Here is a 26787-nt window from a genome sequence, read left to right on the forward strand (position 1 = left end):
TTTGCGGCCCAACAATAGCCGGGGCGGCTCATACCGCCCCGGCTTCGTCGTTTCTGCCATTCAAGAATTCTGCCTGGGAGGCTGCAATGCGTTGGGGAACCTACTTTGCCGTGCTGGCGTCGGTGCTCAGTGTCGGGCTCGCGCTGGGTGTGAGCATGCCGCTGGTGTCCCTGCGCCTTGAGGCCTGGGGCTACGGTGGGTTCGCCATCGGTGTGATGGCGGCAATGCCGGCGCTGGGCGTGCTGCTCGGTGCCAGCCTGGCCAGCCGCCTGGCAGGCTGGGTCGGCGTGCCCTCGGCGATGCGCCTGTGCCTGTGGGGTGGGGCGCTGTCCATTGGCCTGGTGGCGCTGCTGCCAAGCTACCCGCTGTGGCTTGCCTTGCGCCTGCTCATTGGCATGTCGTTGACCGTGGTGTTCATCCTCGGCGAGAGCTGGATCAATCAGCTGGTGGTCGAGCAATGGCGCGGTCGCCTGGTGGCGCTGTACGGCAGCAGCTACGCGCTGAGCCAGCTGGCCGGGCCGTTGGTGCTGGGCTTCCTCGGCTCCGATGATGACTTCGGCTTCTGGGCCGCCACCGGTCTGCTGCTGCTGGCACCCTTGCTGCTGCTCGGGCGTGGTGGCGCACCCAGCACCGAAGCCTGCAGCGTGACCTTCGGTGACCTGTTCGCCTTCTGCCGCCGCTTGCCGGTGATTGCCTGGGCTGTCGCCCTGTTTGCCGCCTTCGAGGCGATGATTCTTACCTTGTTGCCGGTGTATTGCCTGCAGCAGGGCTTCAGCACCGAGATCGCCCTGTTCATGGTCAGCACCGTGGTGGTGGGCGACGCGGTGCTGCAGCTGCCGATCGGCGCTTTGGCCGACCATATGTCGCGGCAGGCGCTGTTCACCGGCTGCGCGGTGACCTTGATGGTGTCCAGCCTGGCGATTCCATTGCTGCTGGACACGCCCGCGATCTGGCCCCTGTGGGTGTTGTTCGGTGCCAGTGCCGGTGGCTTGTTCACCTTGTCGCTGATATTGATCGGCGAGCGTTACCGCGATGACGCCCTGGTGCGGGCCAATGCTCATGTGGCGCAGCTCTGGGGTATCGGTTGCCTGCTCGGGCCGCTGCTGGCCGGCGCGGGTAGCCAATGGATCAGCGGGCATGCGCTGCTGTGGCTGATGGCGGCGGGGGCGGCCGGGCTGGTGGTGCTGACCCGCAGGCGCGGAGCATTCGAGCCTGCCTCGGCCTGAGCCTAGAGCATTTTCTCCAGGCCAACGGCCTTACTGATCCAGGCATTGAAGCGTCGCCAGAGGCCGCCTGGTTCTGATGTCAGCATGTGCCGTTGGCCATTGTCCTCAGTCGCCCAGACCAGCTTGTCACCCACCAGCTTGACCTGGTAACTCAACGCTGGCGCCATACCCTGCTGGGCCAGCTCGCGGGTGTATTCGGCCAGCTCCGGGCTGTCCACCAGTACGCCAACCTCGGTGTTCCACAGCACCGAGCGAGGGTCGAAGTTGAACGAGCCGACAAAGGTCTTGCGCCGGTCGAACACGATGGCCTTGGTATGCAGGCTCGAGTCGGAGCTGCCACGGAAACTCAGGTGCCCGGCACTGGGGTCACCCGGCTGGCGACGCAGTTCAAACAGCTGTACCCCATGCTCGAGCAGCGCGCGGCGATAAGGGGCATAGCCACCATGCACGGCTGGCACGTCAGTGGCTTCCAGCGAGTTGGTCAGCAGCTTGACCGAAGCCCCGGCGTCGGCCCGGCCGGTCAGGTACAGCAAGCCCGGCTCACCCGGCACGAAATAGGCCGACATCAGGATCAGCTCGCGCTGCACGTTGGCCAGGTCCGGTGCCAGTTGCTGGCTCATCAGCAGTTGCGGGTCCGGCTCATCCTCGGCCAGCACCTTGCTCGGCGCATCCCACAGTGCCTGGGCGTGGGCCCAGATCAGCTCGTTGCGCCACACATCCAGGCGCGGCTGCGACTGATAGGACATGAGCCGGTCATACAGAGCCTTGCGCTGTACCCGCGCCTGGGCCAGGGACACTTCCAGGCGCTGGCGGCTGGCGCGCAGGTCGTCGGCATCCGGGGCGTGCCAGAGGAAGTCGGTGATCGGCCGGCTCAGGGCGCTGTTCCAGTACTGGTCGAAGCTGTGCCCCAGTTGCTCGGCCACTGGGCCAACCCCGAGCAGGTCGATGTCGGTGAAGTTGAGGTTGGGTTCGGCATCGAAGTACTCGTCACCCAGGTTGCGCCCGCCGACGATGGCCATGCTGTTGTCCACCAGAAACAACTTGTTGTGCATGCGCCGGTGCTGGCGCGACAGGTTGAACAGGCGCCCGACTGCGCGCGTCACGCCTGTGCTGCGCCCCAGGTGCAACGGATTGAACACGCGGATCTCGATGTTCGGGTGGGCATCGAGGGTGCCCATGATCGTGTCCAGGCCATCGCTGGTGGTGTCGTCGAGCAGGATGCGCACACGTACGCCGCGGTCGGCTGCACGCAGCAGTTCGTGCACCAGGGCGCGGGTGCTCAAGCCATCGTGGACGATGTAGTACTGCAGGTCGATGCTCGCCTGGGCGTTGCGAATCAGCTCGGCGCGGGCACGGAAGGCCTCGTTGCTGTTGGGCAGCAAACGAAAGCCCGAACGCCCGTCATAGGGTGCGGCCTGGCGCAACACCGAGCGGCCGAAGGCCGACTCGTTGGCGGGCAGCGCTTGGCTGGTTTCGCGGGGCGTGCCGACGCTGGCACAGCCATCGAGGCCGAGTAGCAGCACCAGCAGCAGAGGCAAGGCTCGCTGGAGTCTCAAGGGTGAATCGTCCTGTACAGCACAGCGCTAAGGGTTGGACTACGAAAGGCGGCGCAAAGTTACGCCTGGGCGTTGTCTTCAGCCAGTAGACGAAGGGCGGTTTCACCAACCTTGCGCACGGCCGCTTCGATCTTCGGTGTCGGCCGCGCGGCGAAATTCATGCGAAGGCAATGACGGAACTTGCCCGAGGCCGAGAAGATGCTGCCCACGGCGATCTGCACACCCTGCTCCAGTAAAGCGCGGTTCAGGCGCAGCGTATCGAAATCTTCGGGCAACTCCACCCACAGCATGAAACCGCCTTGCGGCCGGCTGACTCGGCTACCGGGCGGGAAATAACGGGTTACCCAGTCGCTCATCAGGTCGCGGCCACGCTGGTACTGGCTGCGCATGCGTCGTACATGGGGCTGGTAGTGGCCAGCGGCGATGAAGTCGGCGATTGCCAGTTGCGGCTGGCTGGCAGTGCTGCCGGTGCTGATGTACTTCATGTGCAGCACCCGCTCCAGGTAGCGGCCGGGGGCGACCCAGCCGATGCGCAGGCCAGGTGCGAGGGTCTTGGAGAACGAACTGCACAGCAGCACGCGACCGTCGTCGTCGAACGACTTGAGGGTGCGCGGGCGAGGGTAGGTGTAAGCCAGGTCGCCATACACATCGTCTTCAAGAATGGCCACATCGTAGCGCTGGGCCAGGCTCAGCAGGGCTTTCTTGCGGGCTTCGGGCATGATGTAGCCGAGCGGGTTGTTGCAGCTCGGGGTGATCTGGATGAGCTTGATCGGCCATTGATCGAGCGCCAACTCCAGGGCTTCGAGGCTGATGCCGGTGACCGGGTCGGTAGGAATTTCCAGGGCCTTCATGCCCAGGCCCTTGAGGGTCTGCATGGCGCCGTGGAAGCTTGGCGAGTCGACCGCGACGATATCGCCCGGCTCGCACACTGCACGGATGCTGCACGACAGCGCCTCATGGCAGCCCGTGGTCACCACCAGGTCGGCCGGGCCCAGGCGGCAGCCGGAGTCGAGCATCAACCGGGCGATCTGCTCGCGCAGGGCCAGGTTGCCGTGGATGTTGTCGTAGTACAGCCCGGGCATGTCCTGGCGCCGGCTCAGTTGGGCGAGGCTGCGCAGCAGCGGCTTGAGGGTCGGGCTGTCGATGTCGGGCATGCCGCGGCCGAGCTGGATCACATCCTGACGCGGGGTACTGCGTACCAGTTCGAGCACCTGTTCCCATTGCGAGATATCCACCGGGCGTTGGGCCGGGCGGCTGACGGCGGGCAGGGCAGGGAGGTGGCGATGGTCGCTGACGAAATAGCCGGACTTGGGCCGTGGCGAGACCATGCCGCTGTCTTCGAGCATGCGGTAGGCCTGCTGCACGGTACTCAGGCTGACGCCGTGCTCCACGCTGAGGGCGCGCACCGAGGGCAGGCGTTGGCCGGGGCGGTAGAGGCCCTGTTCGATGCGCGCACCGAGCAGCTCGGCGAGGTTCAGGTAGAGGGTCACGGCATACTCCTACGCTTCTTGTAGGAAGCGACCAGTACAGTTGCGTTGAAAATACAGCATTCAGGCGTCAGACGACCAATTCTGTATGGGAATAATAAGCCTGTATTGGATCTGTATTGCCACACCTGTCGTCGCGCATGCTTTCTCCACGGTTACACACTGAATGGGAGAGAGCAGCGATGGGTGGCATGAGCGATGTGCGCTTGCAACTGTTGGCCAAGGAACTGGACGCCGGGCAGCAGACCAAGGTTTTCAACGCACCGGCAGGGCTCGGGCGTTGGGGGCTGATGCTGCACCGCTGGCACACCCGCCGGGCCCTGCTGCAACTGGATGATGACCAGTTGCGGGACATCGGCCTGAGTTGGGAGCAGGCACGTACCGAGGGTCGCAAACCCTTCTGGAAAGACTGACGCAGTAGGCCGCAGGCGCTAGATGAGCTCTTTCAGGCGATGCCAGAGCATCCCCAGGGCCAGTACTGGCGAGCGCAGGTGCTTGCCGCCGGGGAAGGTGACGTGCGGCACCTTGGCGAACAGGTCGAAGCGCCCGCTTTCCTGGCCGCTGATCGCTTCACCCAGCAGGCGCGCGGCCAGGTGGGTGGCGTTGAGGCCGTGGCCCGCGTAGGCCTGGGCGTAGTAGACGTTAGGCTGGCTGGCCAGGCGGCCGACCTGTGGCAGGCGGTTGGCGCCGATGCCGATCATGCCGCCCCACTGATAATCGATGCGCACATCCGCCAGTTGCGGGAACACCTGGAGCATCTTCGGCCGCATGTAGGCAGCGATGTCCTTCGGGTCGCGCCCGGAATAGTGGCAGGCACCGCCGAACAACAGGCGGCGGTCGGCCGACAGGCGATAGTAGTCCAGCGCCACGCGCTGGTCGCACACGGCCATGTTCTGCGGCAGCAACTGATGGGCGCGTTCTTCGTCAAGCGGCTCGGTGGCAATGATGTAGCTACCGGCGGGCAGCACCTTGCCGCCCAGCTCGCGGTTGAGGTCGTTGTGGTAGGCATTGCAGCACAGCACCAGGGTCTTGGCGCGCACCCGACCCTGGGCGGTGTGCACCTGGACTTCAGGGCCGTAGTCGATGCGCGTGACCTCTGACTGTTCGAACAGCTTCACCCCCAGGTGGCTGGCCACGGCCGCTTCACCCAGGGCCAGGTTGAGCGGGTGCAGGTGGCCCGAACCCATGTCGATCAGGCCGCCGACGTAGCGGTCGGAGCCCACCACGCTGTGCATGTCGTCCTTGCCCACCAAGCGCAGTTCGTGGCGGTAGCCCAGGCTGCGCAGTTCATCGGCATCCTCGGCAAAACCCTTCAGCTCGCCGGGTTTGTTGGCCAGGTCACAGTAGCCCCAGGTCAGGTCGCAGGCGATGGCGTGGCGCTCGACCCGTTCGCGAACGATCTCCACGGCTTCCAGGCCCATCAGCCTCAGGCTGCGTACGCCTTCCTCGCCGATCACCGGGAGAAACTGCTCCAGGCCGTGACCGACGCCGCGAATCAGCTGGCCGCCATTGCGTCCGCTGGCGCCCCAGCCGAGCTTGCGTGCTTCCAGGAGGATCACCGAGAAGCCGCGCTCGGCCAGTTCGATGGCGGTGTTCAAGCCCGAGTAGCCACCACCGACGATGCACACGTCGGCACTGTGTTCGCCTTGCAGGAAGGAATGGTCCGGGTGGGGCGCGCTGCTGGCGGCGTAGTAGGAGGCGGCGTGCTGCGCGCTGTGGATCATGAGCGAGGTCCTGTGGCGGTTTTGGTTGTAGGAGGATAAGCCGTGGCTAGGCAATTGGTCCTATAATTCAAGCCGGATTTCACTTTCAATCTTGTACCCAGCCATGTCCTGCAACCGCCACAAGATCCACTTCCTGCGCGAGCTCATTCCTTCATTCGAATGCGAGCCGGGCTGCCATGACTGCTGCGGCCCGGTGACCACCTCGTCTGAAGAGATGGCTCGCTTGCCGCGCAAGACCCAGGCCGAGCAGGATGCCGCGCTGGAGCACCTTAACTGCGTGCACCTGGGCCCCAACGGCTGCACCGTCTATGAAGAACGGCCGATGATCTGCCGCCTGTTCGGCACCACGCCGCGCATGGCCTGCCCGCGTGGCCGTGGCCCGGACCAGATGATCGAACCCGAAGCCGAACAGCTGGTCCACCAGTTCATTGCCAGCACGCGCCAGGTGCTGGTCTAGCCTCAGTCAGGGATCGGCAGGCAGAGGCTCTCTTTCACCTCTTCCATCACGATGTAGCTCTTCGACTCGCGCACGTGTGGAAGCTTCAGCAGAATGTCGCCGAGCAGCTTGCGGTACGAGGCCATTTCCGAAATGCGCGCTTTCACCAGATAGTCGAAGTCACCGGATACCAGGTGGCATTCCAGCACATGGGGCAGCTTGAGCACCGCACGGCGGAACTCCTCGAAGGTGTCGCCGGACTTGTAGTCCAGGCTGATTTCCACGAACACCAGCAGGCTGCCCTTGAGGTGCTGCGGATTCAAGCGGGCGTTGTAGCCCATGATGATGCCCTCGCGCTCCAGGCGGCGTACGCGCTCGGTGCAAGGGGTGGTGGAAAGCCCAACTTTCTCGCCCAGTTCGGTGAAGGAAATACGCCCGTCATTCTGCAGGATGCGCAGGATGTTACGGTCGATCTTGTCCAGTTCACGTTTGCTCTGGTGCTGGGTTCTCATAGGGGATGCCCCTCCGTGAAAGGCGATTTTGCCGAGAATTCTCGCCAATAATAGGCTTTTATATAGTGAATTGCACTGGGCTCAGATTCTTATACTGCGCGCATCCATGCCATATCAACAAAATAGCGGTGCGCCGCGTGCGAGGGATGAACGATGCGAGTATTGGTACTTGGTAGCGGGGTGATTGGTACCGCCAGTGCCTATTACCTGGCCCGGCAAGGCTTTGAGGTGACCGTGGTCGACCGCCAGCCGGCAGTGGCCCTGGAAACCAGCTTTGCCAACGCAGGCCAGATCTCGCCCGGCTATGCCTCGCCCTGGGCCGCCCCTGGCGTGCCGCTGAAAGCCATCAAGTGGCTGCTGGAGCGCCACGCGCCCCTGGCCATCAAGCTGACCGGTGATGTCGACCAGTACCTGTGGATGGCGCAAATGCTGCGCAACTGCACCGCCAGCCGCTACGCAGTGAACAAGGAGCGCATGGTGCGTCTGTCCGAGTACAGCCGTGACTGCCTCGACGAACTGCGCGCCGAAACCGGTATTGCCTACGAGAACCGTAGCCTGGGTACTACCCAGCTGTTCCGCACCCAGGCCCAGGTTGACGCTGCGGCCAAGGACATCGCCGTGCTCGAACAGTCCGGCGTGCCTTATGAGCTGCTCGACCGCGATGGCATCGCCCGTGTCGAGCCGGCCCTGGCCGGGGTGAAAGACATCCTCGCCGGCGCCCTGCGCCTGCCCAACGACCAGACCGGCGACTGCCAGCTGTTCACCACCAAGCTCGCCGAAATGGCGGTGAAGCTGGGGGTGGAGTTCCGCTTTGGCCAGGACATCCAGCGCCTGGACTTTGCCGGTGACCGCATCAACGGTGTGTGGATCGACGGCAAGCTGGAAACCGCCGACCGCTACGTGCTGGCCCTGGGCAGCTACTCGCCGCAGATGCTCAAGCCCCTGGGCATCAAGGCTCCGGTGTATCCGCTCAAGGGTTACTCGCTGACCGTGCCGATCACCAATGCTGATATGGCGCCGACCTCGACCATTCTCGACGAGACCTACAAGGTCGCGATCACCCGTTTCGACAACCGCATCCGCGTTGGCGGCATGGCTGAAATCGCCGGTTTTGACCTGTCGCTGAACCCGCGTCGACGCGAAACGCTGGAGATGATCGTCAACGACCTTTATCCTCGCGGCGGCGACCTGAGCGAGGCCAGCTTCTGGACCGGCCTGCGCCCGGCGACCCCGGACGGTACGCCGATCGTGGGTGCCACCGCGTTCCGCAACCTGTTCCTCAACACCGGCCACGGTACGCTGGGCTGGACCATGGCGTGCGGTTCTGGCCGCTTGCTGGCCGACCTGATTGCGCGCAAGAAGCCGCAGATCAGTGCCGAAGGCCTGGACATCTCCCGGTATGGCAACAGCCCGGAAGTCGCCAGGCACGGTCAGACTGCGCCGGCCCACCAGCAGTAAGGTTGCCTGTACCGGCCCCTTCGCGGGCAAGCCCGCTCCCACAGATTGCGCGATCTCTGTGGGAGCGGGCTTGACCCGCGAAGAATCCAACACTGATTTCAACCTGAACACCATAAGGCAGCCGCCATGCGTCCCGCCCGCGCCCTGATCGACCTGCAAGCCCTCCGCCACAACTACCGCCTGGCCCGTGAACTGTCCGGTGCCAAGGCCCTCGCCGTGGTCAAGGCCGATGCCTACGGCCACGGTGCCGTGCGTTGCGCCCTGGCCCTGGAGCCCGAAGCCGATGGCTTTGCCGTGGCCTGCATCGAAGAAGCGCTGGAGTTGCGCGCCGCCGGCATCAAGGGCCCGGTACTGCTGCTCGAAGGTTTCTTCGAAGCCAGCGAGCTGGCGCTGATCGCCGAGCACGACCTGTGGTGCGTGGTGCATTCGCTGTGGCAGCTCGAAGCCCTCGAGCAGACCCAGGTGCACAAGCCGTTGACTATCTGGCTCAAGCTCGACAGCGGCATGCACCGCGTCGGCCTGCACCCCAAGGACTACCACGACGCCTACCAGCGCTTGCTGGCCAGCGGCAAGGTTTCGCGCATCGTGCTGATGAGCCACTTTGCCCGCGCCGACGAGCCGGAGGCCGACGCCACCGAGCTGCAGATCGCCGTGTTCAACGCCGCCCGTGAAGGCCTGGCTGCCGAATGCAGCCTGCGCAATTCGCCCGGAGTATTGGCCTGGCCGCAGGCCCCGAGCGACTGGGTGCGCCCAGGCATCATGCTGTATGGCGCCAGCCCCTTCGAAGCCGACCAGCCCCAGGCAGCGCGCCTGCAGCCGGTGATGACCCTGCAGTCGCGGGTCATCAGCGTGCGCGAGCTGCCTACCGGTGAACCGGTGGGCTACGGCGCCAAGTTCGTCAGCCCGCGCCCGACCCGTGTCGGTGTGGTCGCCATGGGCTACGCCGACGGCTACCCACGCCATGCGCCCACCGGCACGCCGGTGATGGTTGCCGGCAAGCGCAGCCAGCTGATCGGCCGTGTGTCGATGGACATGCTCTGCATCGACCTCACCGATGTGCCCGAGGCCACCGTCGGCAGCCCGGTCGAGCTGTGGGGCAAGCAGGTGCTGGCCAGTGATGTGGCGATGCAGGCCGGGAGCATTCCCTACCAGATCTTCTGCAACCTGAAACGCGTGCCGCTGGACTATTACGGCGAATAAGGCGCCGAAGCGGACAGCTTGAGGGGCGGTGTGTTGTAAATACTGAACGGCATTGCCATGATATCGTTCACATTCACCCCGCCATCTCACCGTTTCAGGAGGCTCCAGCTTTGGACGTCGGCGAACGACTGCAAGCCATCCGCAAGCTCAAGGGCCTGTCCCAGCGGGAACTCGCCAAGCGAGCGGGGGTGACCAACAGCACCATCTCGATGATCGAGAAGAACAGCGTCAGCCCTTCGATCAGCTCGCTGCGCAAGGTCCTCAGCGGCATTCCCATGTCGATGGTCGAGTTCTTTTCGGTCGAGCTGGAGGCCGAAAGCCCCGCGCAGATTGTCTACAAGGCCCACGAGCTGATCGACATCTCCGACGGTGCGGTGACCATGAAGTTGGTGGGCAAGTCGCACCCCAACCGCGCCATCGCCTTCCTGACCGAGGTCTACCCGCCGGGTGCCGATACCGGTGCCGAGATGCTCACTCACGATGGTGAAGAAACCGGCATCCTGCTCGAAGGCAAGCTTGAGCTGGTGGTGGGCAACGAGATCTTCATCCTTGAGGCGGGCGACAGCTACTACTTTGAAAGCACCCGTCCGCACCGTTTCCGCAACCCGTTCGACGCGCCTGCGCGGCTGATCAGCGCGGCGACACCGTCGAACTTTTGATCCAGCGCAGTGCATTGCTTCGGCAATACCCCTTTCCTCAGTAGGGTCGTTTCACGCTTTCCGGGTTCCCGCTATACTTTTCAACGCTCGCGTTACCGTGGCCGCGGGCGTGATTAGCCACCATGAGGGTGTTCGCGTGAACCAAATCAAGAAGATGCTGGCCGTACCAGCAGCCGTATTCGCCCTTTGGGCAATGAGCGCAACCGCAGCGACCAACGACGAGCTCGCCAAACGCCTTGAGCCGGTGGGCCAGGTGTGTGTGCAGGGCCAGGAATGCAAGGGCATGGAAGTGGCTGCCGCAGCAGGGGGCGGCGGGGCCAAGACGCCGGATGATGTGATTGCCAAGCACTGCAACGCCTGCCACGGCACCGGCTTGCTGGGGGCGCCGAAGATTGGCGATACCGCTGCCTGGAAGAAACGCGCGGATGAACAAGGTGGCGTAGACGGGATTCTGGCCAAGGCGATTACCGGCGTGAATGCCATGCCGCCCAAGGGCACCTGCGCCGACTGCTCGGATGACGATCTGAAAGGGGCCATCAAGAAGATGTCCGGGCTCTGAGCCACAGATTAATTGCACAAGGCCCGCCTTCTTCGGCGGGCTTTGTATTTGTGTAGTCTGTGCCTGCCCTTTCGCGGGGCAAGCCCGCTCCTACAGGTACGTCGAAATCCTTGTAGGAGCGGGCTTGCCCCGCGAAAGGGCCGGCACAGGCAACCAACCCACTAGAGCCATGTCCAATCCCTGACCCATGGAAGATTCAGGAGGCCACGATGCACCTTTGCTCCATCGACCAGGCCGTCGAGCAGGTCCTCTCCCGCCTGCCAGCCCATATCCACATGGGCCTGCCGCTGGGCCTGGGCAAGCCCAACGCCTTCGTCAACGCGCTGTACGCCCGCGTGCGCGAATTACCGGAGCGGAGCCTGACAATCTACACGGCGTTATCCCTGGGGCGGCCACCCTTGGGCGACGGCCTGCAAAGGCGCTTCCTTGAGCCCTTCGTCGAACGCGTATTCGCCGATTACGAAGAACTCACTTACCTCGCCGACCTGCGCAACGACAACCTGCCACCGAACATCCGCGTCGAGCAGTTCTTCATGCAACCCGGCAGCCTGCTGCACAGCGAGACCGCCCAGCAGGACTACATCAGCAGCAACTACAGCCACGCCGCGCGCGACATCAACGCCAAGGGACTGAACCTGGTGGCCCAGCTGGTCGCTGCCACGCCGGAGAAGCCCGTCCACCTGAGCCTGGCCTGCAACCCCGACATCACCCTCGACCTGCAGCCGATGATCGCCAAGCGGCGTGCGGCAGGTGAAACCATCCTCATGCTCGGCCAGGTGCATACCGAATTGCCCTACATGCCGGGCGATGCCGAACTGCCAATCGACGCGTTCGACCTGTTGATCGACGAAGCGGAGCAGCGCCGGCTGTTCTCTACCCCGAACATGCCGGTTACCACCCAGGACCACTGCATTGGCTTGCACGCAAGTTCGCTGGTGCGCGACGGCGGCACCCTGCAAATTGGCATCGGCGCCATGGGGGATGCGCTGGCGGCCGCGTTGCTTGCCCGTCAAGGTGACAACGAAGGGTATCGCGCCTTGCTCGGCGAACTGGATGTCGGCCCGTGGCAAGCGCTGATCGAGCGGGAAGGGGGGGTGGATGCCTTCGCTCAGGGCCTGTACGGGTGCAGCGAAATGTTCGTCAACGGCCTGCTGGCGCTGGCCGAGGCCGGTGTGGTGCGGCGCCCGGCAGACGAGCAGGGCGTGCTGGCGCATGGTGGATTCTTCCTCGGCCCGCAGGCGTTCTACCAGCGTCTGCGCGAGATGCCGCTGGAGCAGCGCGCCCGGTTCGCCATGACCCGCATCAGCTTCATCAACGAACTGTACGGCCAGGAAGACCTCAAGCGCCGCCAGCGCCGCGATGCGCGCTTCGTCAACACGGTGTTCGGCATGACCCTGCTCGGCGCCGGGGTGGCCGACCAGCTGGAGGACGGGCGCGTACTCAGCGGGGTCGGCGGGCAATACAACTTCGTTGCCCAGGGCCATGCACTGGAAGGAGGGCGCTCGATCCTGCTGCTGCGCAGCTGGCGCGAGTCGGGCGGTGAGGTGACATCCAACCTGTTCTGGCAATACGGCCACTGCACCATTCCGCGGCACCTGCGCGATATCGTGGTGACCGAGTACGGCATTGCCGATTTGCGTGGGCAGACCGACAGCGAGGTGATTGCGCGGCTGCTGGCGGTGAGCGATTCGCGGTTCCAGGACGAGTTGATGGAGCAGGCCAAGCGTGCTGGCAAGCTGGCCAGGGACTTTCAGCTGGATGCGCGGTTTACTGACAATACGCCTGAGCGGCTGGAAGCGATCAAGGTGCGGCATGCGCGACTGTTCCCCGAGTATCCGCTAGGCACGGATTTCACGGCAGAAGAGCGGGACTTGTTGCGGGCGCTGAACTGGTTGAAGAGCAAGTTCAAGTTGAGCGAAGTGCTGGAGCTGGGCAAGGCGGCACTGGAGGCGCCGGGGCCGGAAGGGTATGAGGCGCACCTGGCGCGGATGCAGCTGGAGCGGCCGCAGGGGTTGAAGGAAGAACTGTATCAGCGGTTGTTGCTGGCGGGGTTGGCGGCGACTTGAAGATCGCCGGGGCTGCTTTGCAGCCCATCGCGACCTACGGTCGCTCCTACAGGGGATCGCGTTCCTTCGTAGGAGCGACCGCAGGTCGCGATGGGCCGCAAAGCGGCCCCAAGGGCCATCACTCGATGAAGCTGACCACACCACCTTCCAGCGACTTCACCCGGGCCAGCGATTCGACGCGGTAGCCCTGGCTGTCCAGCTCGGCACGGCCGCCCTGGAACGACTTCTCGATGACGATGCCCAGGCCGGCCACGGTGGCACCGGCCTGCTTGATGATCGAGATCAATGCCTGCGACGCCTTGCCATTGGCCAGGAAGTCGTCGATCACCAGCACGCGGTCGCTGCTGTTGAGGTGGCGCGGCGAAATGGCCACGGTGTTCTCGGTCTGCTTGGTGAAGGAGTACACCGAGGCGGTCAGCAGGTTCTCGGTCAGGGTCAGCGACTGGTGCTTGCGCGCGAAGATCACCGGTACGCCCAGCTTCAGGCCGGTCATCACCGCCGGGGCAATGCCCGAGGCTTCGATGGTGACGATCTTGGTCACGCCGGCATCGGCGAACAGGCGGGCGAACTCGTCACCGATCAGCTGCATCAGCGCCGGGTCGATCTGGTGGTTGAGAAACGCGTCGACTTTGAGAACCTGGTCGGAAAGCACGATGCCTTCTTCGCGAATCTTCTGATGCAGTGCTTCCACTATGTTTTCCTCGATGTAGGTAGTGGTCTGTATGGCCGATTTGTAAGCCCAACTTCGGCGCCAGACTTCGTCACGCTGCGTTGCCGCTCCTCGCCGTAGCTGGGCTACGACTCGTCGCGGCGCCTTGCGTGTCGAACTCTGGCACTCGAATTTGGCCTCACAAATCGGCCATACAAACCACCGTGGCCGCAAATAGCGGCAGAATTAAAGAATAAAGGTTGATCAGCGTTTGAGCATCGCCCGGATATCGGCCAGGGCGTTGTTGCCGCGAGCGGCCTTCACCTCGACCGGCGCGTCGTCCAGGCCTTCCCAGGCCAGGTCGTCCGGTGGCAATTCATCGAGGAACCGGCTCGGCGTGCAGTCGATGATCTCACCGTACTGCTTGCGCTTGGCGGCGAAGGTGAAGGCCAGGGTCTGGCGCGCGCGGGTGATGCCCACGTAGGCCAGGCGGCGTTCCTCTTCGATGGTGTCGGCTTCGATGCTGGAGCGGTGGGGGAGGATTTCCTCCTCCATGCCCATGATGAACACGTATGGGAATTCCAGGCCCTTGGAGGCGTGCAGGGTCATCATCTGCACACCTTCGGCGTTTTCTTCCTCTTCCTGCTGGCGCTCGAGCATGTCGCGCAACACCAGCTTGCCGATGGCGTCCTCGATGGTCATGTCACCCTCTTCGTCCTTTTCTAGGGTGTTCTTCAGCGCTTCGACCAGGAACCAGACGTTGCTGATGCGGAATTCCGCCGCCTTGTCGCTGGCGGTCTGCTGGCGGATCCAGTTCTCGTAGTCGATGTCGCGGATCATCTCGTGCAGCGCGGCAATCGGGTCTTCCAGGGCGACCTTGTGGCGCACGCCGTCGAGCCAATGCTTGAAGCGCTGCAGGCGCTCGGTGTAGCGGGCGTCCAGGTGCTCACCCAGGCCCAGCTCCTCGCTGGCGGCGTACATCGAGATGCCGCGTTCGGTGGAATAGTTGCCGAGCTTTTCCAGGGTGGTCGAGCCGATTTCCCGGCGTGGTACGTTGATCACCCGCAGGTAGGCGTTGTCGTCGTCCGGATTCACCAGCAGGCGCAGGTAGGCCATCAGGTCCTTGACCTCCTGGCGGCCGAAGAAGCTGTTGCCGCCCGACAGGCGATATGGCACCTGGTGGTGCTGAAGCTTCAGTTCGATCAGCTTGGCCTGGTAGTTGCCGCGGTAGAGGATGGCGAAGTCGCTGTACGGGCGGTTGGTGCGCAGGTGCAAGGTGAGGATCTCCATGGCCACGCGTTCGGCCTCGGCTTCCTCGTTCTTGCAGCGGATCACGCGGATCTCGTCGCCGACTCCCATCTCGCTCCACAGCTGCTTTTCGAAAGCATGCGGGTTGTTGGCGATCAGCACGTTGGCGCAGCGCAGGATGCGGCTGGTGGAGCGGTAGTTCTGTTCGAGCATGACGATCTTCAGGGAGGGGTAGTCCTCCTTGAGCAGCATCAGGTTCTCTGGGCGTGCGCCACGCCAGGCGTAGATCGACTGGTCGTCATCGCCCACCACGGTGAACTGGTTGCGCATGCCGATCAGCATCTTCACCAGCAGGTACTGGCTGGCGTTGGTGTCCTGGTATTCGTCCACCAGCAGGTAGCGCACGCGGTTCTGCCAGCGCTCGAGCACGTCGGGGTGCTCCTGGAACAGCTTGACCGGCAGCAGGATCAGGTCGTCGAAATCCACCGCGTTGAACGCCTTGAGCGTGCGCTGGTAGTGGGTGTAGACGATGGCGGCGGTCTGCTCGCGCGGGTTGCGCGCCTTTTCCAGGGCTTCGGCGGGCAGGATCAGGTCGTTTTTCCAGGCACCGATCATGTTCTTGATCTCGTCGATGCCGTCGTCGCCGGAGTATTCCTTCTGCATGATGTCCGACAGCAGCGCCTTGATGTCGGATTCATCGAAGATCGAGAAGCCCGGCTTGTAGCCCAGGCGCTCGTGTTCCTTGCGGATGATGTTCAGGCCCAGGTTGTGGAAGGTGCACACCGTCAGGCCCCGGCCTTCCCCTGGACGCAGCAGGGTGGCGACCCGCTCCTTCATCTCGCGGGCGGCCTTGTTGGTGAAGGTCATCGCCACGATGTACTGGGCACGGATGCCGCAGTTCTGGATGAGGTGGGCAATTTTGCGCGTGATCACGCTGGTCTTGCCCGAGCCAGCACCGGCGAGCACCAATAGAGGGCCGCCGACGTAGTCACGGGCTTCCTGTTGCCGGGGATTGAGTCGGGACATGCTAGAAACCGGGGGTCGCCAGAAAATAGCCGCGCATTCTAACAGGCATGGGCCACTTGTGGCGCGACCGTCTGACGTTTGAGTCAGACTTTTGTTCAGGGATAAGCATTAGTGAAACTAATGCTATTCACCGGAAAAATCGTAATTGCCGGTTTGACGACTTTCGCGCAGGATGCACGTCAAAATGCGACGGGAGGCACTGTAGGCAAAGGACATGTCTAAAAGTGAAAATCATTTTCATTTATGCAGTAGCATGTCCGATATCCAACGCTACACCTTTCGAGTCTTAAGGAGCCCGCTTGTCCACGCCTGTCGAACCTTTGCGTTTGCTGCTGTTGGCTGATGAGCCGGAATGGGCCGCCTTGTTACGCGAATGCCTGCTACCGCTGGAAGGTACCGCAGTATTGCTGACTGCGCCGAACTGGGCGGCAGTCGATACCCTTTTCAGCGCTGACCGCCAGGCGGTGGTGCTGGCCACGCCGGCGTTGCAGCCCGCACCGGGGCGCTGCGAGCTGCCGACCATCCTCTTGCTTGACCATGAACCAGACGCTGCCCCAACGGGCGTCAGTGACTGGCTGGTACGCGACCAGCTCAACGTCGATGCCCTGCGCCGCTCGTTGCGCCATGTGCGCGAGCGCGGTGTGCTGGTGGCCACCTTGCAGCGCCTGGCCGAGCAGGACCCACTGACCGGCATTGCCAACCGCCAGGGCTTCCAGGCCCTGCTGACCACGCGCCTGGCCGAGAACGAAGGCCGCGGCGTGGCCCTCGGCCACCTGGACCTGGACAACTTCCGTCATGTCAACGACGCCCTTGGCCATCAGTGCGGCGACCGCCTGATCCTGCAGGTGGTGGCGCGCCTCAAGCTGCAACTGGAGGCCGGTGACCAGCTTGCGCGCCTGGGCAGCGACGAATTCGCCTTGCTGATCGACACGCGCCGCGATGCCAACCGCGCCGAATGGATCGCCGAACGTATCGTCGAGGCGCTGGCCGAGCCTTACTGGATCGACGGCGAAAGCCTGCTGCTCGGCTGCAGCCTGGGCCTGGCCCACGCCCGCGCACAGGGCGGGCCCGACCCGCTGATGTGGCATGCGCACATCGCCATGCGTCAGGCCAAGGGCAGCCAAGGCTGCACCTTCCACGTGTTCAACGAACGCATCAACCGCAACGCGCGCAGCCTGGCCGACCTGGAAAGCGAACTGCGCCGAGCCTTGCGCCGCGACGAACTGGAGCTGCATTACCAGCCGCGGCTGAACCTTGCCGATGGGCGCATCGTCGGCCTCGAGGCCCTGGTGCGCTGGCGCCATGCCGAGCGCGGTTTGCTGCCGCCCAGCGAGTTCGTGCCGCTGGCCGAGCAGAGCGGGCTGATCGTACCGCTGGGCTACTGGGTTATTTCCCGTGCCCTGCGCGACATGCAGGCGCTGCGCGAGCGTGGGCTTGCGCCGCTGCACATGGCGGTGAACCTGAGCTTCCGCCAGTTCCAGGACAGCCAGTTGCTGGCCACCCTGAGCCGGTTGATCATCGAACACGGCGTTGATGCCCGTTGGCTGGAATTTGAACTGACCGAAACGGCAGTGATGCGCCGCAACGAGCTGGTGCGCCAGACCATGGACGCCCTCGGGCGGCTGGGAGTGCGCTTCTCGCTGGACGACTTCGGTACCGGCTTCTCGTCGTTCGTGCACCTGAACAGCCTGCCGATCACCTTGCTCAAGGTCGACCGCAGCTTCGTTGCCGAGATGGAGATGCGCGAAGAGAACCGCAAGCTGGTGCACGCCATGATCAACCTGGCGCACAACCTCAACCTGGAAGTGGTGGCCGAGGGTGTGGAAAGCCCAGAGCAAATGGCCTTGCTGCGCGGATTTGGCTGTGACCAGGTGCAAGGGTTCCTGGTTAGCAAGCCGCTGCCGGTGGACGAGCTGATGGAATATTTGCTACAGGCGTCCGAGCGACAGCTCGTAGCTGCCCTCTAGGGCCTCTTCGCGGGGCAAGCTCCTACAGGCCTGCGCGATCCTTGTAGGAGCGGGCTTGTCCCGCGAAGAGGCCCTCCCGTCAGGTCGATACAGCAGCCCCAACTCCGGCCTTGCGCAGCAACCGCTTCATTCGCCACTCGAACCCAAGAGTCAAAGCCACCGCCGCGCACGCCAGTCCCAACGCCAGCCCCCACCAGATCCCCACCGCGCCGCCACCGAGGTTGAAGGCGAACAACCAGGCACTCGGCGCCCCCACCAGCCAGTAGCAGCACAGCCCGATCAGGAACGTGGTCTTGGCGTCCTTCAGCCCACGGATCGAGCCCATGGCGATGGTCTGCATGCCATCGAACAGCTCGAACCACGCTGCCACCATCACCAGTTGCACGGCCAGCTGATAGATCGCTGCAAAGCCAGGGTCATTGCGGTCGATGAATGCCCCCACCAGCGCCTCCGGCAGCAGCAGGAACAACGCTGCAAAGGCAAACATGATCGTCGCCCCGAAGCCGATCCCCACCCGCCCGGCGCTGCGGGCGGCCAACAGGTTACCGGCGCCATAGTAGAGGCCAACGCGCATGGTCACCGCATACGACAGCCCGGTCGGCACCATGAACGCGGTGGAGACGATCTGCAGGGCAATCTGGTGCGCCGCCAGCTGCGTGCTGCCGAGCACGCCCATGCACAGCGCGGCGAAGGCGAACAGCCCGACTTCCACCATGTAGGTGCCGCCAATCGGCAGGCCCAGCCGCCACAGCTCACGCAGGGCAGGCAACGAGGGGCGCGACAGCCCTTTGCGCAGCGGGTAGTCGGCGTAAGCCGGATGCCAGCGGATGTACAAGGCCAGGGCGATGGCCATGCCCATCGACACCACTGCGGTGACCAGGCCGATACCCATCAGGCCCAGCTTCGGCAGGCCGAACATGCCTTCGATCAAGGCGACATTGAACAGGTAGTTGAGCACCGTGCCGACCAGGCTGATGACCATCACCGGGGTCGAACGCCCCAGCGCACTGGTGAAGCCGCGCAGGGCCATGAAGGTAAGGTAGCCGGGCAGGGCCAGTGGCAGCAGGGTGAGGAACTCGGCGGCCGAGTCAACGTTCTCCGGCTGTTGGCCGAACAGCAACAGCACCGGTTTCAGGTTCCACAGCACCAGTGCCGCCACCAGTGCCAGGCCCCATGCCAGCCACAGGCCGTTCTGCGCCAGGCGGGTGGCGCCCTCGATGTCGCTGGCGCCTTTGCGGATCGCCACCAGGGTGCCCACTGCGGCAATCACGCCCAGGCAGAAGATCGACACGAACGAATAGCTCGCCGCACCCAACCCGCCACCGGCCAGGGCCTGCGGGCTGATGCGGGCCATCATCAGGGTGTCGGTGAGCACCATCAGCATGTGCGCCAACTGCGAGGCGATCAGCGGCCCGGCCAGGCGCAGCAAAGCCTTGAGTTCTGTGGTGGGCGCGACATGCATGGGGGTGTCCTTCTTCCTGATCCTGTGAGCAAGGCGACGATTCTGAGGCTTCGGTCAACTTTGCACAAAAGGATAAATGCGATGGTTGGCATGAGTTGAACTCATGCATATATGATTCTGTGCATTCCATTCCCACCCCCGGATGACAGGTGCCCCATGTCCCGCCAGCTGCCTCCCCTGTATGCACTGCGCGCATTCGAAGCGGCTGCGCGGTTGAGCTCGTTCACCCGTGCCGGTGAAGAGCTGTCGATCACCCAGAGCGCGGTGAGCCGGCATATTCGCACCCTCGAAGAGCATTTCGCCTGTCGGCTCTTCGTGCGCAGTGGTCGCAGCCTGCAGCTGACCGAAGCGGCACGGGTGCTGCTGCCCGGCGTGCGCGAAGGCTTTGCGGCGCTGGAGCGGGCCTGCGATACCTTGCGCGGGGAGGATGACATCCTGCGCATGAAGGCGCCGTCCACGCTGACCATGCGCTGGCTACTGGCACGGCTGAGCCGCTTCAGGCACCTGCAGCCCGGCAACGAGGTGCAGCTGACCAGTGCCTGGATGGATGTCGACCATGTGGACTTCAACCAGGAACCGTTCGATTGCGCGGTGCTGCTCAGCGACGGGGTATTCCCGGCGGACTGGGAAGTGCGTCGGTTGTTTTCCGAGCTGTTGATCCCGGTAGGGGCGCCGGACCTGCTACAGGAAGGGCCGTGGGACGAGCGGCGGCTGGCCGGTATCGAGCTGCTGCACCCGACCCCCGACAAGCGTGACTGGCGCGAATGGCTGGAGCGCATGGGGCTCAGCGACAAGGTGTCGCTCAAGGGCGGGCAGGTGTTCGATACCCTGGAGCTGGGCATGATCGCGGCGGCGCGGGGTTACGGCATCTCGATGGGCGACTTGCTGATGGTTGCCGAGGATGTGGCTCAGGGGCGCTTGAGTTTGCCTTGGCCGACGGCGGTGCCTAGTGGCATGGATTATTACCTGGTGTGGCCGCGGACCCGGCCAGGCGGGGAGCGGTTGCGGCGGTTGAGCGTGTTTTTGCAGGAAGAGGCGGCGGCAGTTGACTTGCCTGCGGTGGAAATCCTGCCAGCCCTTTGACTGCCTGCACTGGCCTCTTCGCGGGGCAAGCCCGCTCCTACAGGGACGCGCGCTCGACTGTAGGAGCGGGCTTGCCCCGCGAAGAGGCCGGAACAGGCAAAAGGAAAACGTTTGCGAATACCCCGGTCCGACACTCAAGTATTCAGAAGCGTCGCCGATCTACTGGCACCAGCGTCCCGGAAGAGGGCGCGATTTCCTGTCTATAACAAGCGGGCGGTCAGCGTGATCAGGGACGATCCCGGCCTCTTGCCAGGAGCTTCTTCATGTCTCAACCGCGTGCCCGAATTGCCTCGCAACTCGGTGTCGCCCTCGCCGTCGTGCTGGCGCTGGTGATTACCGGCAGTACCCTGTTCGCCCTGCGTGCGCTGGACGACGCCAACCTCGCCACCCGCCAGGCCCACCTGGCCAGCGAAGCGCGACTGCTGGCCGATCAGCTCGATACCTTCCACGGTTCGCTCAAGGACAACACCCAGCGCCTGAGCGGCCTGTTCGAGCGCCGCTTCGCCTCGGGCCTGTCGCTGCACGCTGGCGAGACCGTGCAGGTCGCAGGCCTTGCCACGCCCGCCCTGTACCTGGGCGATCGGCTGCTGAACAACGATTTCCAGGTGGTCGACGAATTCCAGCAGATGACCGCCGGCATCGCGACCCTGTTCGTGCGCAGCGGCGAGGACTTCGTGCGCATCAGCACCAACCTGAAGAAACAGGACGGCACCCGCGCCATCGGTACCCAGCTCGACCGCCAGCACCCGGCCTATACCAAGCTGCTGGCCGGGCAGATGTACGTCGGCCGCGCCGTGCTGTTCGAGCGCAACTACATGACCCGCTACGTGCCGGTCAGCGACAGCAGCGGCCGGGTGATCGCGGTGCTGTTCGTCGGCTTCGACTACACCGACGCGCAGAACGCCCAGTTCGCCAACCTCAAGCGCTTCCGTATCGGTGAAACCGGCTCCCTGGCCATTCGCGATGAAAAAGACCAATGGCTGGTGCCGCCGGCCAATGCCGACCAGGACCTGTTCAGCGCCAGCGCGCCGTTCGCCGAGGGCCCCTGGACCGTGGTCGCCAGCATGCCGAAGGCGGAAATTCGCGAAGTGACCTGGAGCGTCGGCCTGCGCCTGGCCATCGGCAGCCTGCTGGCGATGCTGCTGGCCGTGGCCGCCACCCTGTGGCTGCTGCGCCGCAAGCTGCGGCCGCTGGATGACCTGGTGCGCCAGGCCGAGGCACTGGGTGCCGGCGACCTGAATGCGCGCCTGAGCGTGTCCAGCCATGACGAGATCGGCCAGCTGGCGCGCAGCTTCAACCAGATGGGTGAGGCGCTGGCGACCATGGTCGAGCACATTCGCAGTGCCTCCGAGCAGGTCAGCAGCCGTGCGCGTTCGCTGTCCGGGCTGTCTACCGGTGCCTGCGAGGGCATGGACCAGCAGTCCGGCGAGATCACCAGCATGGCCGGTGCGGTTGAGGAGTTCAGCGCGACCTCGATGAACATCGCCGACAACATGGCCGGTACCGAACGCATGGCCCGCGACAACGCCCAGCAGACCCGCATCGGCCGCAGTGCCATGGACGAAGCGTCGAGCTCGCTGCGGCAGATTGCCGAAGCGCTGGGCGGCACTGCCACGGTAATGGACAGCCTTGGCGCACGTTCACAGGAAATCGGCGGCATCATCAGCGTGATCACTGCGATTGCCGAGCAGACCAACCTGCTGGCGCTGAACGCCGCCATCGAGGCTGCCCGTGCCGGTGAGCAAGGCCGTGGCTTTGCCGTGGTCGCCGATGAGGTGCGCGGGCTGGCCGCGCGCACGCGCCAGGCGACCGATGAGATTTCCGGGATGATCACCAGCATCCAGCAACAGACCGGGCACGCCATCAATACCTTGGAGCAGGGCAATCAACTGATGCAGGAAGGGCTGGCGCGCAACGACAAGGTCGCCGAGGCGCTGGCGAGAATCGATGAGCAGAGCCGCACGGCGGGTGAGCAGTTTGCGGTGATCAGCACGGCAACCCAGGAGCAGAGCAGCACGGCGACGGTGCTCAGCCGCAACCTGCAGAGCATTGCCCAGGCCAACAGCGAGCAGCGCGATGTGGCCAATGAACTGGCCTTTACCGCGAAGGAGCTTGAAGGGTTGGCGGCGCAACTGCGCCAGGAAGTGGACCGCTTCCGCTGAGATTGCAGGGGGCCGCTTCGCAGCCCCTTCGCGGGACAAGCCCGCTCCTACAGGATTACCGCAGACCTTGGGCTTGCGCCGTACCTGTAGGAGCGGGCTTGTCCCGCGAATGGGGCGCAAAGCGCCCCCGGCAATCCTGAGCCTTACATCGAACCCAGGTTCAGCGCCTGGGCACAAGCCTGCAAAGACCTCCGCTCGCTCTGCGCATACAGCGCCAGCTCATCCTGCACCTGCAGCCCCAGCGCCGCCTCGAAAGCCTCACGGTTGGCATTGCTGCCATACTCGGCCTGGCCCTCATCCCCCAGGTTCGACTGGAAGATCCCCGCCGCACTCACCGGCAGGAAGTCCTCGTACACCAGTGCCTCGAAGTGCACATGGCCGGCCGCGATCAGGCCTTCCAGCGTGGTTGGGCGATCCTGCTGGTCGCGCTGCGCCATACCTTTCTCAGTGGCGAAATAGCGGAAGTACGCCAACCCCTGCTCCCGCATCTGCGCCAGGTCATCCGGGAATGCAGCGAAGCTTTCCTGCAGCAGCGCCCTGTAGCGCTCGGCATTGGCCTCGGCTGGCGCGCCACCCAAGGCGGCGCGGGTGGCGTCGAGCAGCTTGTCGTAGAGCTGGCGGCCTTTCGGCGTCAGCGCCGCGCCGCGCTGTTCGATCTCGCCGAAACGGGCAGTGTGGCTGCCCAGGTGATCGCTGAACGCAACCTTCTCCTGCAGCGCCTTGAAGCTGGTCTGGCGCAGCAGGATCGGGTGGCGGCGGGTTGGTGGGCCTTCGACCACGGCTTTCGGCGGGATGCCCTTGGCCGGCATGCCGACCTGGATCGCGTCGATATCCAGGGTGCGCGGGGTCAGGTGGTTGATGTGCGGGCCTTTGAAGGCCACCACGTCGGCGATCAGGCGGTGCTGGTCGTGCAGCTGCTGGTACTGCTCGGCAGTGACCGTGGCGTCCTGGTGCCAGCGGAAGGTGTGCAAGGCTTCGCGGACGAACTCGTCGGCATCACCGGCGTTCAGGCCGCCATCGTGCTCGGACTGGGCAATCAGTTCGAGTGCGCGAGCGGTGAAGATCTTGCGCTTGGCGAGGATGCCCTGGGCCAGCTCGCGCAGTGGCAGGTTGTCGATCAGCTCCAGGCGCAGCAGCGAGGTGAACACGCGGAACGGGCTGACGTGCAGCGACTGCTCGTGCACGGCGCGGAACGCGGTGGAATGCACCGGCACGCCAGCGGAGCTGAGGTCGTAATAGCCGACCGGCGCCATGCCCATCACCGCGAACAGGCGGGCGATGGTGGCCAGCTCTTCGGCCGTGCCGACGCGGATGGCGCCATGGCGCTCCTGGTCCAGGCGTTCGATCTCGCCGGTCCAGCGCAGGGCTTCGGCCACCTTGGGCTGCTCGGCCATGACCTGCTGGTTGATTTCGCTCACCAGCTCCAGCAGCGTGCCGTACAGCGGCACTTCCTGTTTGTACATGAGCGACATGGCGGCAGAGAACTGCGCGCGGATGCTGTCGGGGCTGACGAAATCGTGGGCGGGCATCGCTAGCTTCCTGGTTAGGTTCGGACACTTACATGAAAGCTGGGAATGCACTTGGCTCACAAGCGAAAAAAAGTGAGTCAGTCATTCCATTTATGATCGACCTCGCGGGTCCTTTCGCGGGGCAAGCCCTCAAGCCTGGAGCTGCTCGCGAATCCATTCCACCAATGCCCGCACCTTCGGCACTTCAGCTGCATGCTCGGCATAGGCCAGGTAATGCTTGCCGGCACTGCGCATCGCATGATTCCACGGAATGACCAGGCTCCCCCCTGACAGCTCCTTGGCAACCAGGTACCGCGGCACTAACGCCACCCCACACCCGGCCTGCGCCGCACTCAACGCCATGTAGAACGTATCGAAGCGCGGCCCATGGTAGGCGCTGACGCTGTGCAACCCCAGTTCCAGGAACCACTCATGCCAGGCTTCCGGCCGCGACGTGCTCTGCAGCAGCACCAGGTCCGCCAACTCACCCGCATCCGCCAGCTCACGCCCGGCCAGCAACTCCGGCGCACACACCGGCACCACCTCTTCGCCGAACAGCTCCACGCAGGTAGCCCCCGGCCAGGTGCCCTGGCCGTAGAAGAACACCACATCCGCCGAGCCCTGCAGCAGGGCAAACGGCTCCATCTCATTGCGGATGTCGAGGTGGATGTTCGCGTGCCGCTTGCCAAAGCCCTTGAGGTGCGGGATCAGCCAGCGCACGCCAAAACTCGGTTGAGTGGCTACTTTCAATATCTCGGTCTGCTCGCCGTAGGTGAGCACGTAGCGGCTCGACATGTCGACCTGGGTGAGGATCTTGTTGACCTCGGCCAGGTACAGGCTGCCAGCGGGCGTGAGTTGCAGGCGCCGGCGGATACGCAGGAACAGATGGTGGCGCAGCATCTCTTCAAGCTGCGCCACCTGCTTGCTGACTGCGCTCTGGGTCAGGTGCAGCTCTTCGGCGGCACGGGTAAAGCTCAGGTGACGGGCTGCAGCTTCGAAGCACTGCAGGGCGGTCATGGAGGGCACCAGGCGTTTGGACATAGCGGTCTCTGTGGCTCTAATCATTACCTGACGGAATGATATGCGGAATAAAGGTCGTTTGTTGCACCGGTGTGATCGGATTAATACTGATCCACATCATTTTTCCACCCCATCACCCGATGTAGGAGAAGCACAATGGTTGCTGGATTGCTCGAGCGCCTTGGCGTTGCCGCCGAGGCTTACACCCAGGGCGACTACCCTGTTCACACGCCGATCGACGGCAGCCAGATCGCCAAGGTGAAATTGCTCGGCAAGGCCGAGACCATCGCCCGCATCGATCAGGCCCAGAGCGCCTTCGAAGCCTGGCGCAGCGTGCCGGCCCCGCGCCGTGGCGAGCTGGTGCGCCTGTTCGGCGAAGTGCTGCGTGAGCACAAGGCCGATCTCGGCGAGCTGGTCTCGATCGAAGCCGGCAAGATCACCCAGGAAGGCCTGGGCGAAGTGCAGGAAATGATCGACATCTGCGACTTCGCCGTCGGCCTGTCGCGCCAGCTGTACGGCCTGACCATCGCCTCCGAGCGCCCAGGCCACCACATGCGTGAAACCTGGCACCCGCTGGGCGTGGTCGGCGTGATCAGCGCCTTCAACTTCCCGGTTGCGGTATGGGCCTGGAACACCGCGCTGGCCCTGGTGGCCGGTAACTCGGTGGTGTGGAAACCGTCCGAGAAGACCCCGCTGACCGCCCTGGCTTGCCAGGCGCTGTTCGAAAAAGCCCTGAAAGCCTTTGGTGATGCCCCGGCTGGCCTGGCACAACTGGTGATCGGCGGCCGTGAAGCTGGCGAAGCCATGGTCGACGACCCGCGCGTGCCGCTGGTCAGCGCCACCGGCAGCACCCGCATGGGCCGTGAAGTGGGCCCACGTGTTGCCGCCCGCTTCGGTCGCAGCATCCTCGAGCTGGGTGGCAACAACGCCATGATCCTGGCCCCGAGCGCCGACCTCGACCTGGCCGTGCGCGGCATTCTGTTCTCTGCTGTCGGTACCGCCGGCCAGCGCTGCACCACCCTGCGTCGCCTGATCGTGCACCGCTCGATCAAGGATGAAGTGGTTGCCCGCGTCAAAGCCGCCTACGGCAAAGTGCGGATCGGCGACCCACGCAAGGACAACCTGGTCGGCCCGCTGATCGACAAGCAGTCCTTCGACGCCATGCAGGGTGCGCTGGCCAAGGCCCGTGACGAGGGTGGTCAGGTGTTCGGCGGCGAGCGTCAGCTGGCCGATCAGTATCCGAACGCCTACTACGTGTCGCCTGCCATCGCTGAAATGCCGGCCCAGAGCGACGTGGTGCGCCACGAAACCTTCGCGCCGATCCTCTACGTGCTGGCCTACGACGACTTCGAAGAGGCCCTGCGCCTGAACAACGAAGTTCCACAAGGCCTGTCGTCGTGCATCTTCACCACCGACATTCGCGAAGCCGAGCGCTTCCAGAGTGCGTCGGGCAGCGACTGCGGCATCGCCAACGTCAACATCGGCACCAGCGGCGCCGAGATCGGCGGTGCGTTCGGTGGCGAGAAGGAGACTGGCGGTGGCCGTGAGTCGGGTTCCGATGCCTGGAAAGGCTACATGCGTCGCCAGACCAATACCGTGAACTACTCGCGCGAGCTGCCGCTGGCGCAGGGTATCGTGTTCGACTGATGGTTTGAGGCGGCGTTGCCGCCCATTCGCGGGACAAGCCCGCTCCTACAGGGATCTCTGGCGCCTGCGCGATCGCTGTAGGAGCGGGCTTGTCCCGCGAATGGGCGGCAACGCCGCCCCAACCGCAACAAG

The 26787-nt window shown here is 64.3% G+C and carries 21 protein-coding genes and 1 pseudogene; 13 read left to right on the plus strand and 9 right to left on the minus strand.

Annotation, left to right across the window (positions count from 1 at the left end; genetic code table 11):
• Positions 1-86: 86 nt before the first annotated feature.
• Positions 87-1226, plus strand: a complete 1140-nt coding sequence (locus C2H86_RS12565; RefSeq protein WP_159412764.1) for an MFS transporter — start codon at positions 87-89, stop codon at positions 1224-1226.
• A 2-nt stretch (positions 1227-1228) separates the two neighbouring features.
• On the opposite strand, the gene C2H86_RS12570 is transcribed toward C2H86_RS12565, so the two are convergent.
• A complete protein-coding gene (locus tag C2H86_RS12570; protein ID WP_159412765.1) occupies positions 1229-2782 on the minus strand; it encodes a phospholipase D family protein in 1554 nt (517 codons plus the stop codon).
• 59 nt (positions 2783-2841) lie between these two features.
• The gene (locus C2H86_RS12575; protein WP_159412766.1) at positions 2842-4272 is read right to left on the minus strand and encodes a PLP-dependent aminotransferase family protein; all 1431 of its coding nucleotides are present in this window, start codon (positions 4270-4272) and stop codon (positions 2842-2844) included.
• Between the two features lie 179 nt (positions 4273-4451).
• Between C2H86_RS12575 and C2H86_RS12580 the strand changes: the two genes are divergently transcribed.
• Positions 4452-4682: a DUF1127 domain-containing protein gene (locus C2H86_RS12580; RefSeq protein WP_060507671.1), complete on the plus strand. Its 231-nt coding sequence runs from the start codon at positions 4452-4454 to the stop codon at positions 4680-4682.
• Between the two features lie 18 nt (positions 4683-4700).
• Here C2H86_RS12580 and C2H86_RS12585 read toward each other — a convergent pair whose 3' ends face one another.
• Positions 4701-5993, minus strand: a complete 1293-nt coding sequence (locus C2H86_RS12585; protein WP_159412767.1) for an NAD(P)/FAD-dependent oxidoreductase — start codon at positions 5991-5993, stop codon at positions 4701-4703.
• A 103-nt stretch (positions 5994-6096) separates the two neighbouring features.
• Here C2H86_RS12585 and C2H86_RS12590 point away from each other — a divergent pair, with 103 nt between their 5' ends.
• Positions 6097-6450 carry a YkgJ family cysteine cluster protein gene (locus C2H86_RS12590; protein WP_159412768.1) on the plus strand — a complete coding sequence of 118 codons (354 nt, stop codon included), beginning with the start codon at positions 6097-6099 and terminating at the stop codon, positions 6448-6450.
• A gap of 2 nt (positions 6451-6452) precedes the next feature.
• On the opposite strand, the gene dadR is transcribed toward C2H86_RS12590, so the two are convergent.
• Complete coding sequence (dadR, locus tag C2H86_RS12595; protein WP_003258963.1) at positions 6453-6941, minus strand: transcriptional regulator DadR; 489 nt, start codon at positions 6939-6941, stop codon at positions 6453-6455.
• A gap of 153 nt (positions 6942-7094) precedes the next feature.
• Between dadR and dadA the strand changes: the two genes are divergently transcribed.
• The 5 genes from dadA to C2H86_RS12620 all read left to right on the plus strand — a co-directional run bounded on the left by dadA (position 7095) and on the right by C2H86_RS12620 (position 12883).
• Entirely contained in the window at positions 7095-8399 is a 1305-nt protein-coding gene (gene dadA / locus C2H86_RS12600; protein ID WP_159412769.1) for a D-amino acid dehydrogenase, read from the plus strand.
• Positions 8400-8525: 126 nt separating this feature from the next.
• A complete protein-coding gene (gene alr / locus C2H86_RS12605) occupies positions 8526-9599 on the plus strand; it encodes an alanine racemase (protein WP_159412770.1) in 1074 nt (357 codons plus the stop codon).
• 110 nt (positions 9600-9709) lie between these two features.
• Positions 9710-10258 carry a cupin domain-containing protein gene (locus C2H86_RS12610; protein ID WP_027917004.1) on the plus strand — a complete coding sequence of 183 codons (549 nt, stop codon included), beginning with the start codon at positions 9710-9712 and terminating at the stop codon, positions 10256-10258.
• Between the two features lie 136 nt (positions 10259-10394).
• Positions 10395-10817, plus strand: a complete 423-nt coding sequence (locus tag C2H86_RS12615) for a c-type cytochrome (protein ID WP_205524604.1) — start codon at positions 10395-10397, stop codon at positions 10815-10817.
• Positions 10818-11026: 209 nt separating this feature from the next.
• Positions 11027-12883, plus strand: a complete 1857-nt coding sequence (locus C2H86_RS12620; protein WP_159412771.1) for an acetyl-CoA hydrolase/transferase C-terminal domain-containing protein — start codon at positions 11027-11029, stop codon at positions 12881-12883.
• 118 nt (positions 12884-13001) lie between these two features.
• On the opposite strand, the gene C2H86_RS12625 is transcribed toward C2H86_RS12620, so the two are convergent.
• On the minus strand, positions 13002-13574 hold the full coding sequence (locus C2H86_RS12625; protein ID WP_003253535.1) for a xanthine phosphoribosyltransferase: 573 nt from the start codon (positions 13572-13574) through the stop codon (positions 13002-13004).
• Positions 13575-13796: 222 nt separating this feature from the next.
• The gene (gene rep / locus C2H86_RS12630) at positions 13797-15806 is read right to left on the minus strand and encodes a DNA helicase Rep (RefSeq protein WP_027917001.1); all 2010 of its coding nucleotides are present in this window, start codon (positions 15804-15806) and stop codon (positions 13797-13799) included.
• 299 nt (positions 15807-16105) lie between these two features.
• Here rep and C2H86_RS12635 point away from each other — a divergent pair, with 299 nt between their 5' ends.
• Positions 16106-17773 (plus strand): putative bifunctional diguanylate cyclase/phosphodiesterase, encoded by a 1668-nt coding sequence (locus tag C2H86_RS12635; RefSeq protein WP_159412772.1) that lies wholly within the window; start codon positions 16106-16108, stop codon positions 17771-17773.
• A gap of 79 nt (positions 17774-17852) precedes the next feature.
• On the opposite strand, the gene C2H86_RS12640 is transcribed toward C2H86_RS12635, so the two are convergent.
• A complete protein-coding gene (locus C2H86_RS12640) occupies positions 17853-19235 on the minus strand; it encodes a NorM family multidrug efflux MATE transporter (RefSeq protein WP_159412773.1) in 1383 nt (460 codons plus the stop codon).
• 156 nt (positions 19236-19391) lie between these two features.
• On the opposite strand from C2H86_RS12640, the gene C2H86_RS12645 reads away from it, so the two are divergent.
• From C2H86_RS12645 to C2H86_RS28705, 3 genes and pseudogenes are all read left to right on the plus strand, one after another.
• Positions 19392-20318 (plus strand): LysR substrate-binding domain-containing protein, encoded by a 927-nt coding sequence (locus C2H86_RS12645; RefSeq protein ID WP_159412774.1) that lies wholly within the window; start codon positions 19392-19394, stop codon positions 20316-20318.
• A gap of 263 nt (positions 20319-20581) precedes the next feature.
• A pseudogene (locus tag C2H86_RS28700) lies at positions 20582-21574 on the plus strand (Cache 3/Cache 2 fusion domain-containing protein); the annotation flags it as partial.
• Positions 21575-21793: 219 nt separating this feature from the next.
• Positions 21794-22480, plus strand: coding sequence for a methyl-accepting chemotaxis protein (locus C2H86_RS28705; protein WP_430738587.1), 687 nt, complete (start codon positions 21794-21796; stop codon positions 22478-22480).
• 143 nt (positions 22481-22623) lie between these two features.
• On the opposite strand, the gene hglS is transcribed toward C2H86_RS28705, so the two are convergent.
• Together hglS and C2H86_RS12660 are read right to left on the minus strand one after the other, a co-directional pair.
• A complete protein-coding gene (gene hglS, locus C2H86_RS12655) occupies positions 22624-24009 on the minus strand; it encodes a 2-oxoadipate dioxygenase/decarboxylase HglS (protein WP_159412776.1) in 1386 nt (461 codons plus the stop codon).
• Positions 24010-24138: 129 nt separating this feature from the next.
• Positions 24139-25029, minus strand: coding sequence for a LysR family transcriptional regulator (locus C2H86_RS12660; RefSeq protein ID WP_159412777.1), 891 nt, complete (start codon positions 25027-25029; stop codon positions 24139-24141).
• A 135-nt stretch (positions 25030-25164) separates the two neighbouring features.
• Between C2H86_RS12660 and amaB the strand changes: the two genes are divergently transcribed.
• Positions 25165-26655 (plus strand): L-piperidine-6-carboxylate dehydrogenase, encoded by a 1491-nt coding sequence (amaB, locus tag C2H86_RS12665; RefSeq protein ID WP_159412778.1) that lies wholly within the window; start codon positions 25165-25167, stop codon positions 26653-26655.
• Positions 26656-26787: the final 132 nt, after the last annotated feature.

This window comes from Pseudomonas putida, assembly GCF_009883635.2.
GTDB classification, from domain to species: domain Bacteria; phylum Pseudomonadota; class Gammaproteobacteria; order Pseudomonadales; family Pseudomonadaceae; genus Aquipseudomonas; species Aquipseudomonas putida_W.

What these genes read in the sequence shown, in the direction of transcription:
- C2H86_RS12565 (WP_159412764.1), top strand. Translation starts at nt 87, where the DNA reads ATGCGTTGGGGAACCTACTTTGCCGTGCTGGCGTCGGTGCTCAGTGTC.
- C2H86_RS12580 (WP_060507671.1), top strand. Translation starts at nt 4,452, where the DNA reads ATGGGTGGCATGAGCGATGTGCGCTTGCAACTGTTGGCCAAGGAACTG.
- C2H86_RS12585 (WP_159412767.1), bottom strand. Translation starts at nt 5,993, where the DNA reads ATGATCCACAGCGCGCAGCACGCCGCCTCCTACTACGCCGCCAGCAGC.
- C2H86_RS12590 (WP_159412768.1), top strand. Translation starts at nt 6,097, where the DNA reads ATGTCCTGCAACCGCCACAAGATCCACTTCCTGCGCGAGCTCATTCCT.
- dadR (WP_003258963.1), bottom strand. Translation starts at nt 6,941, where the DNA reads ATGAGAACCCAGCACCAGAGCAAACGTGAACTGGACAAGATCGACCGT.
- dadA (WP_159412769.1), top strand. Translation starts at nt 7,095, where the DNA reads ATGCGAGTATTGGTACTTGGTAGCGGGGTGATTGGTACCGCCAGTGCC.
- alr (WP_159412770.1), top strand. Translation starts at nt 8,526, where the DNA reads ATGCGTCCCGCCCGCGCCCTGATCGACCTGCAAGCCCTCCGCCACAAC.
- C2H86_RS12620 (WP_159412771.1), top strand. Translation starts at nt 11,027, where the DNA reads ATGCACCTTTGCTCCATCGACCAGGCCGTCGAGCAGGTCCTCTCCCGC.
- rep (WP_027917001.1), bottom strand. Translation starts at nt 15,806, where the DNA reads ATGTCCCGACTCAATCCCCGGCAACAGGAAGCCCGTGACTACGTCGGC.
- C2H86_RS12640 (WP_159412773.1), bottom strand. Translation starts at nt 19,235, where the DNA reads ATGCATGTCGCGCCCACCACAGAACTCAAGGCTTTGCTGCGCCTGGCC.
- C2H86_RS12645 (WP_159412774.1), top strand. Translation starts at nt 19,392, where the DNA reads ATGTCCCGCCAGCTGCCTCCCCTGTATGCACTGCGCGCATTCGAAGCG.
- C2H86_RS28705 (WP_430738587.1), top strand. Translation starts at nt 21,794, where the DNA reads ATGAACATCGCCGACAACATGGCCGGTACCGAACGCATGGCCCGCGAC.
- hglS (WP_159412776.1), bottom strand. Translation starts at nt 24,009, where the DNA reads ATGCCCGCCCACGATTTCGTCAGCCCCGACAGCATCCGCGCGCAGTTC.
- C2H86_RS12660 (WP_159412777.1), bottom strand. Translation starts at nt 25,029, where the DNA reads ATGTCCAAACGCCTGGTGCCCTCCATGACCGCCCTGCAGTGCTTCGAA.
- amaB (WP_159412778.1), top strand. Translation starts at nt 25,165, where the DNA reads ATGGTTGCTGGATTGCTCGAGCGCCTTGGCGTTGCCGCCGAGGCTTAC.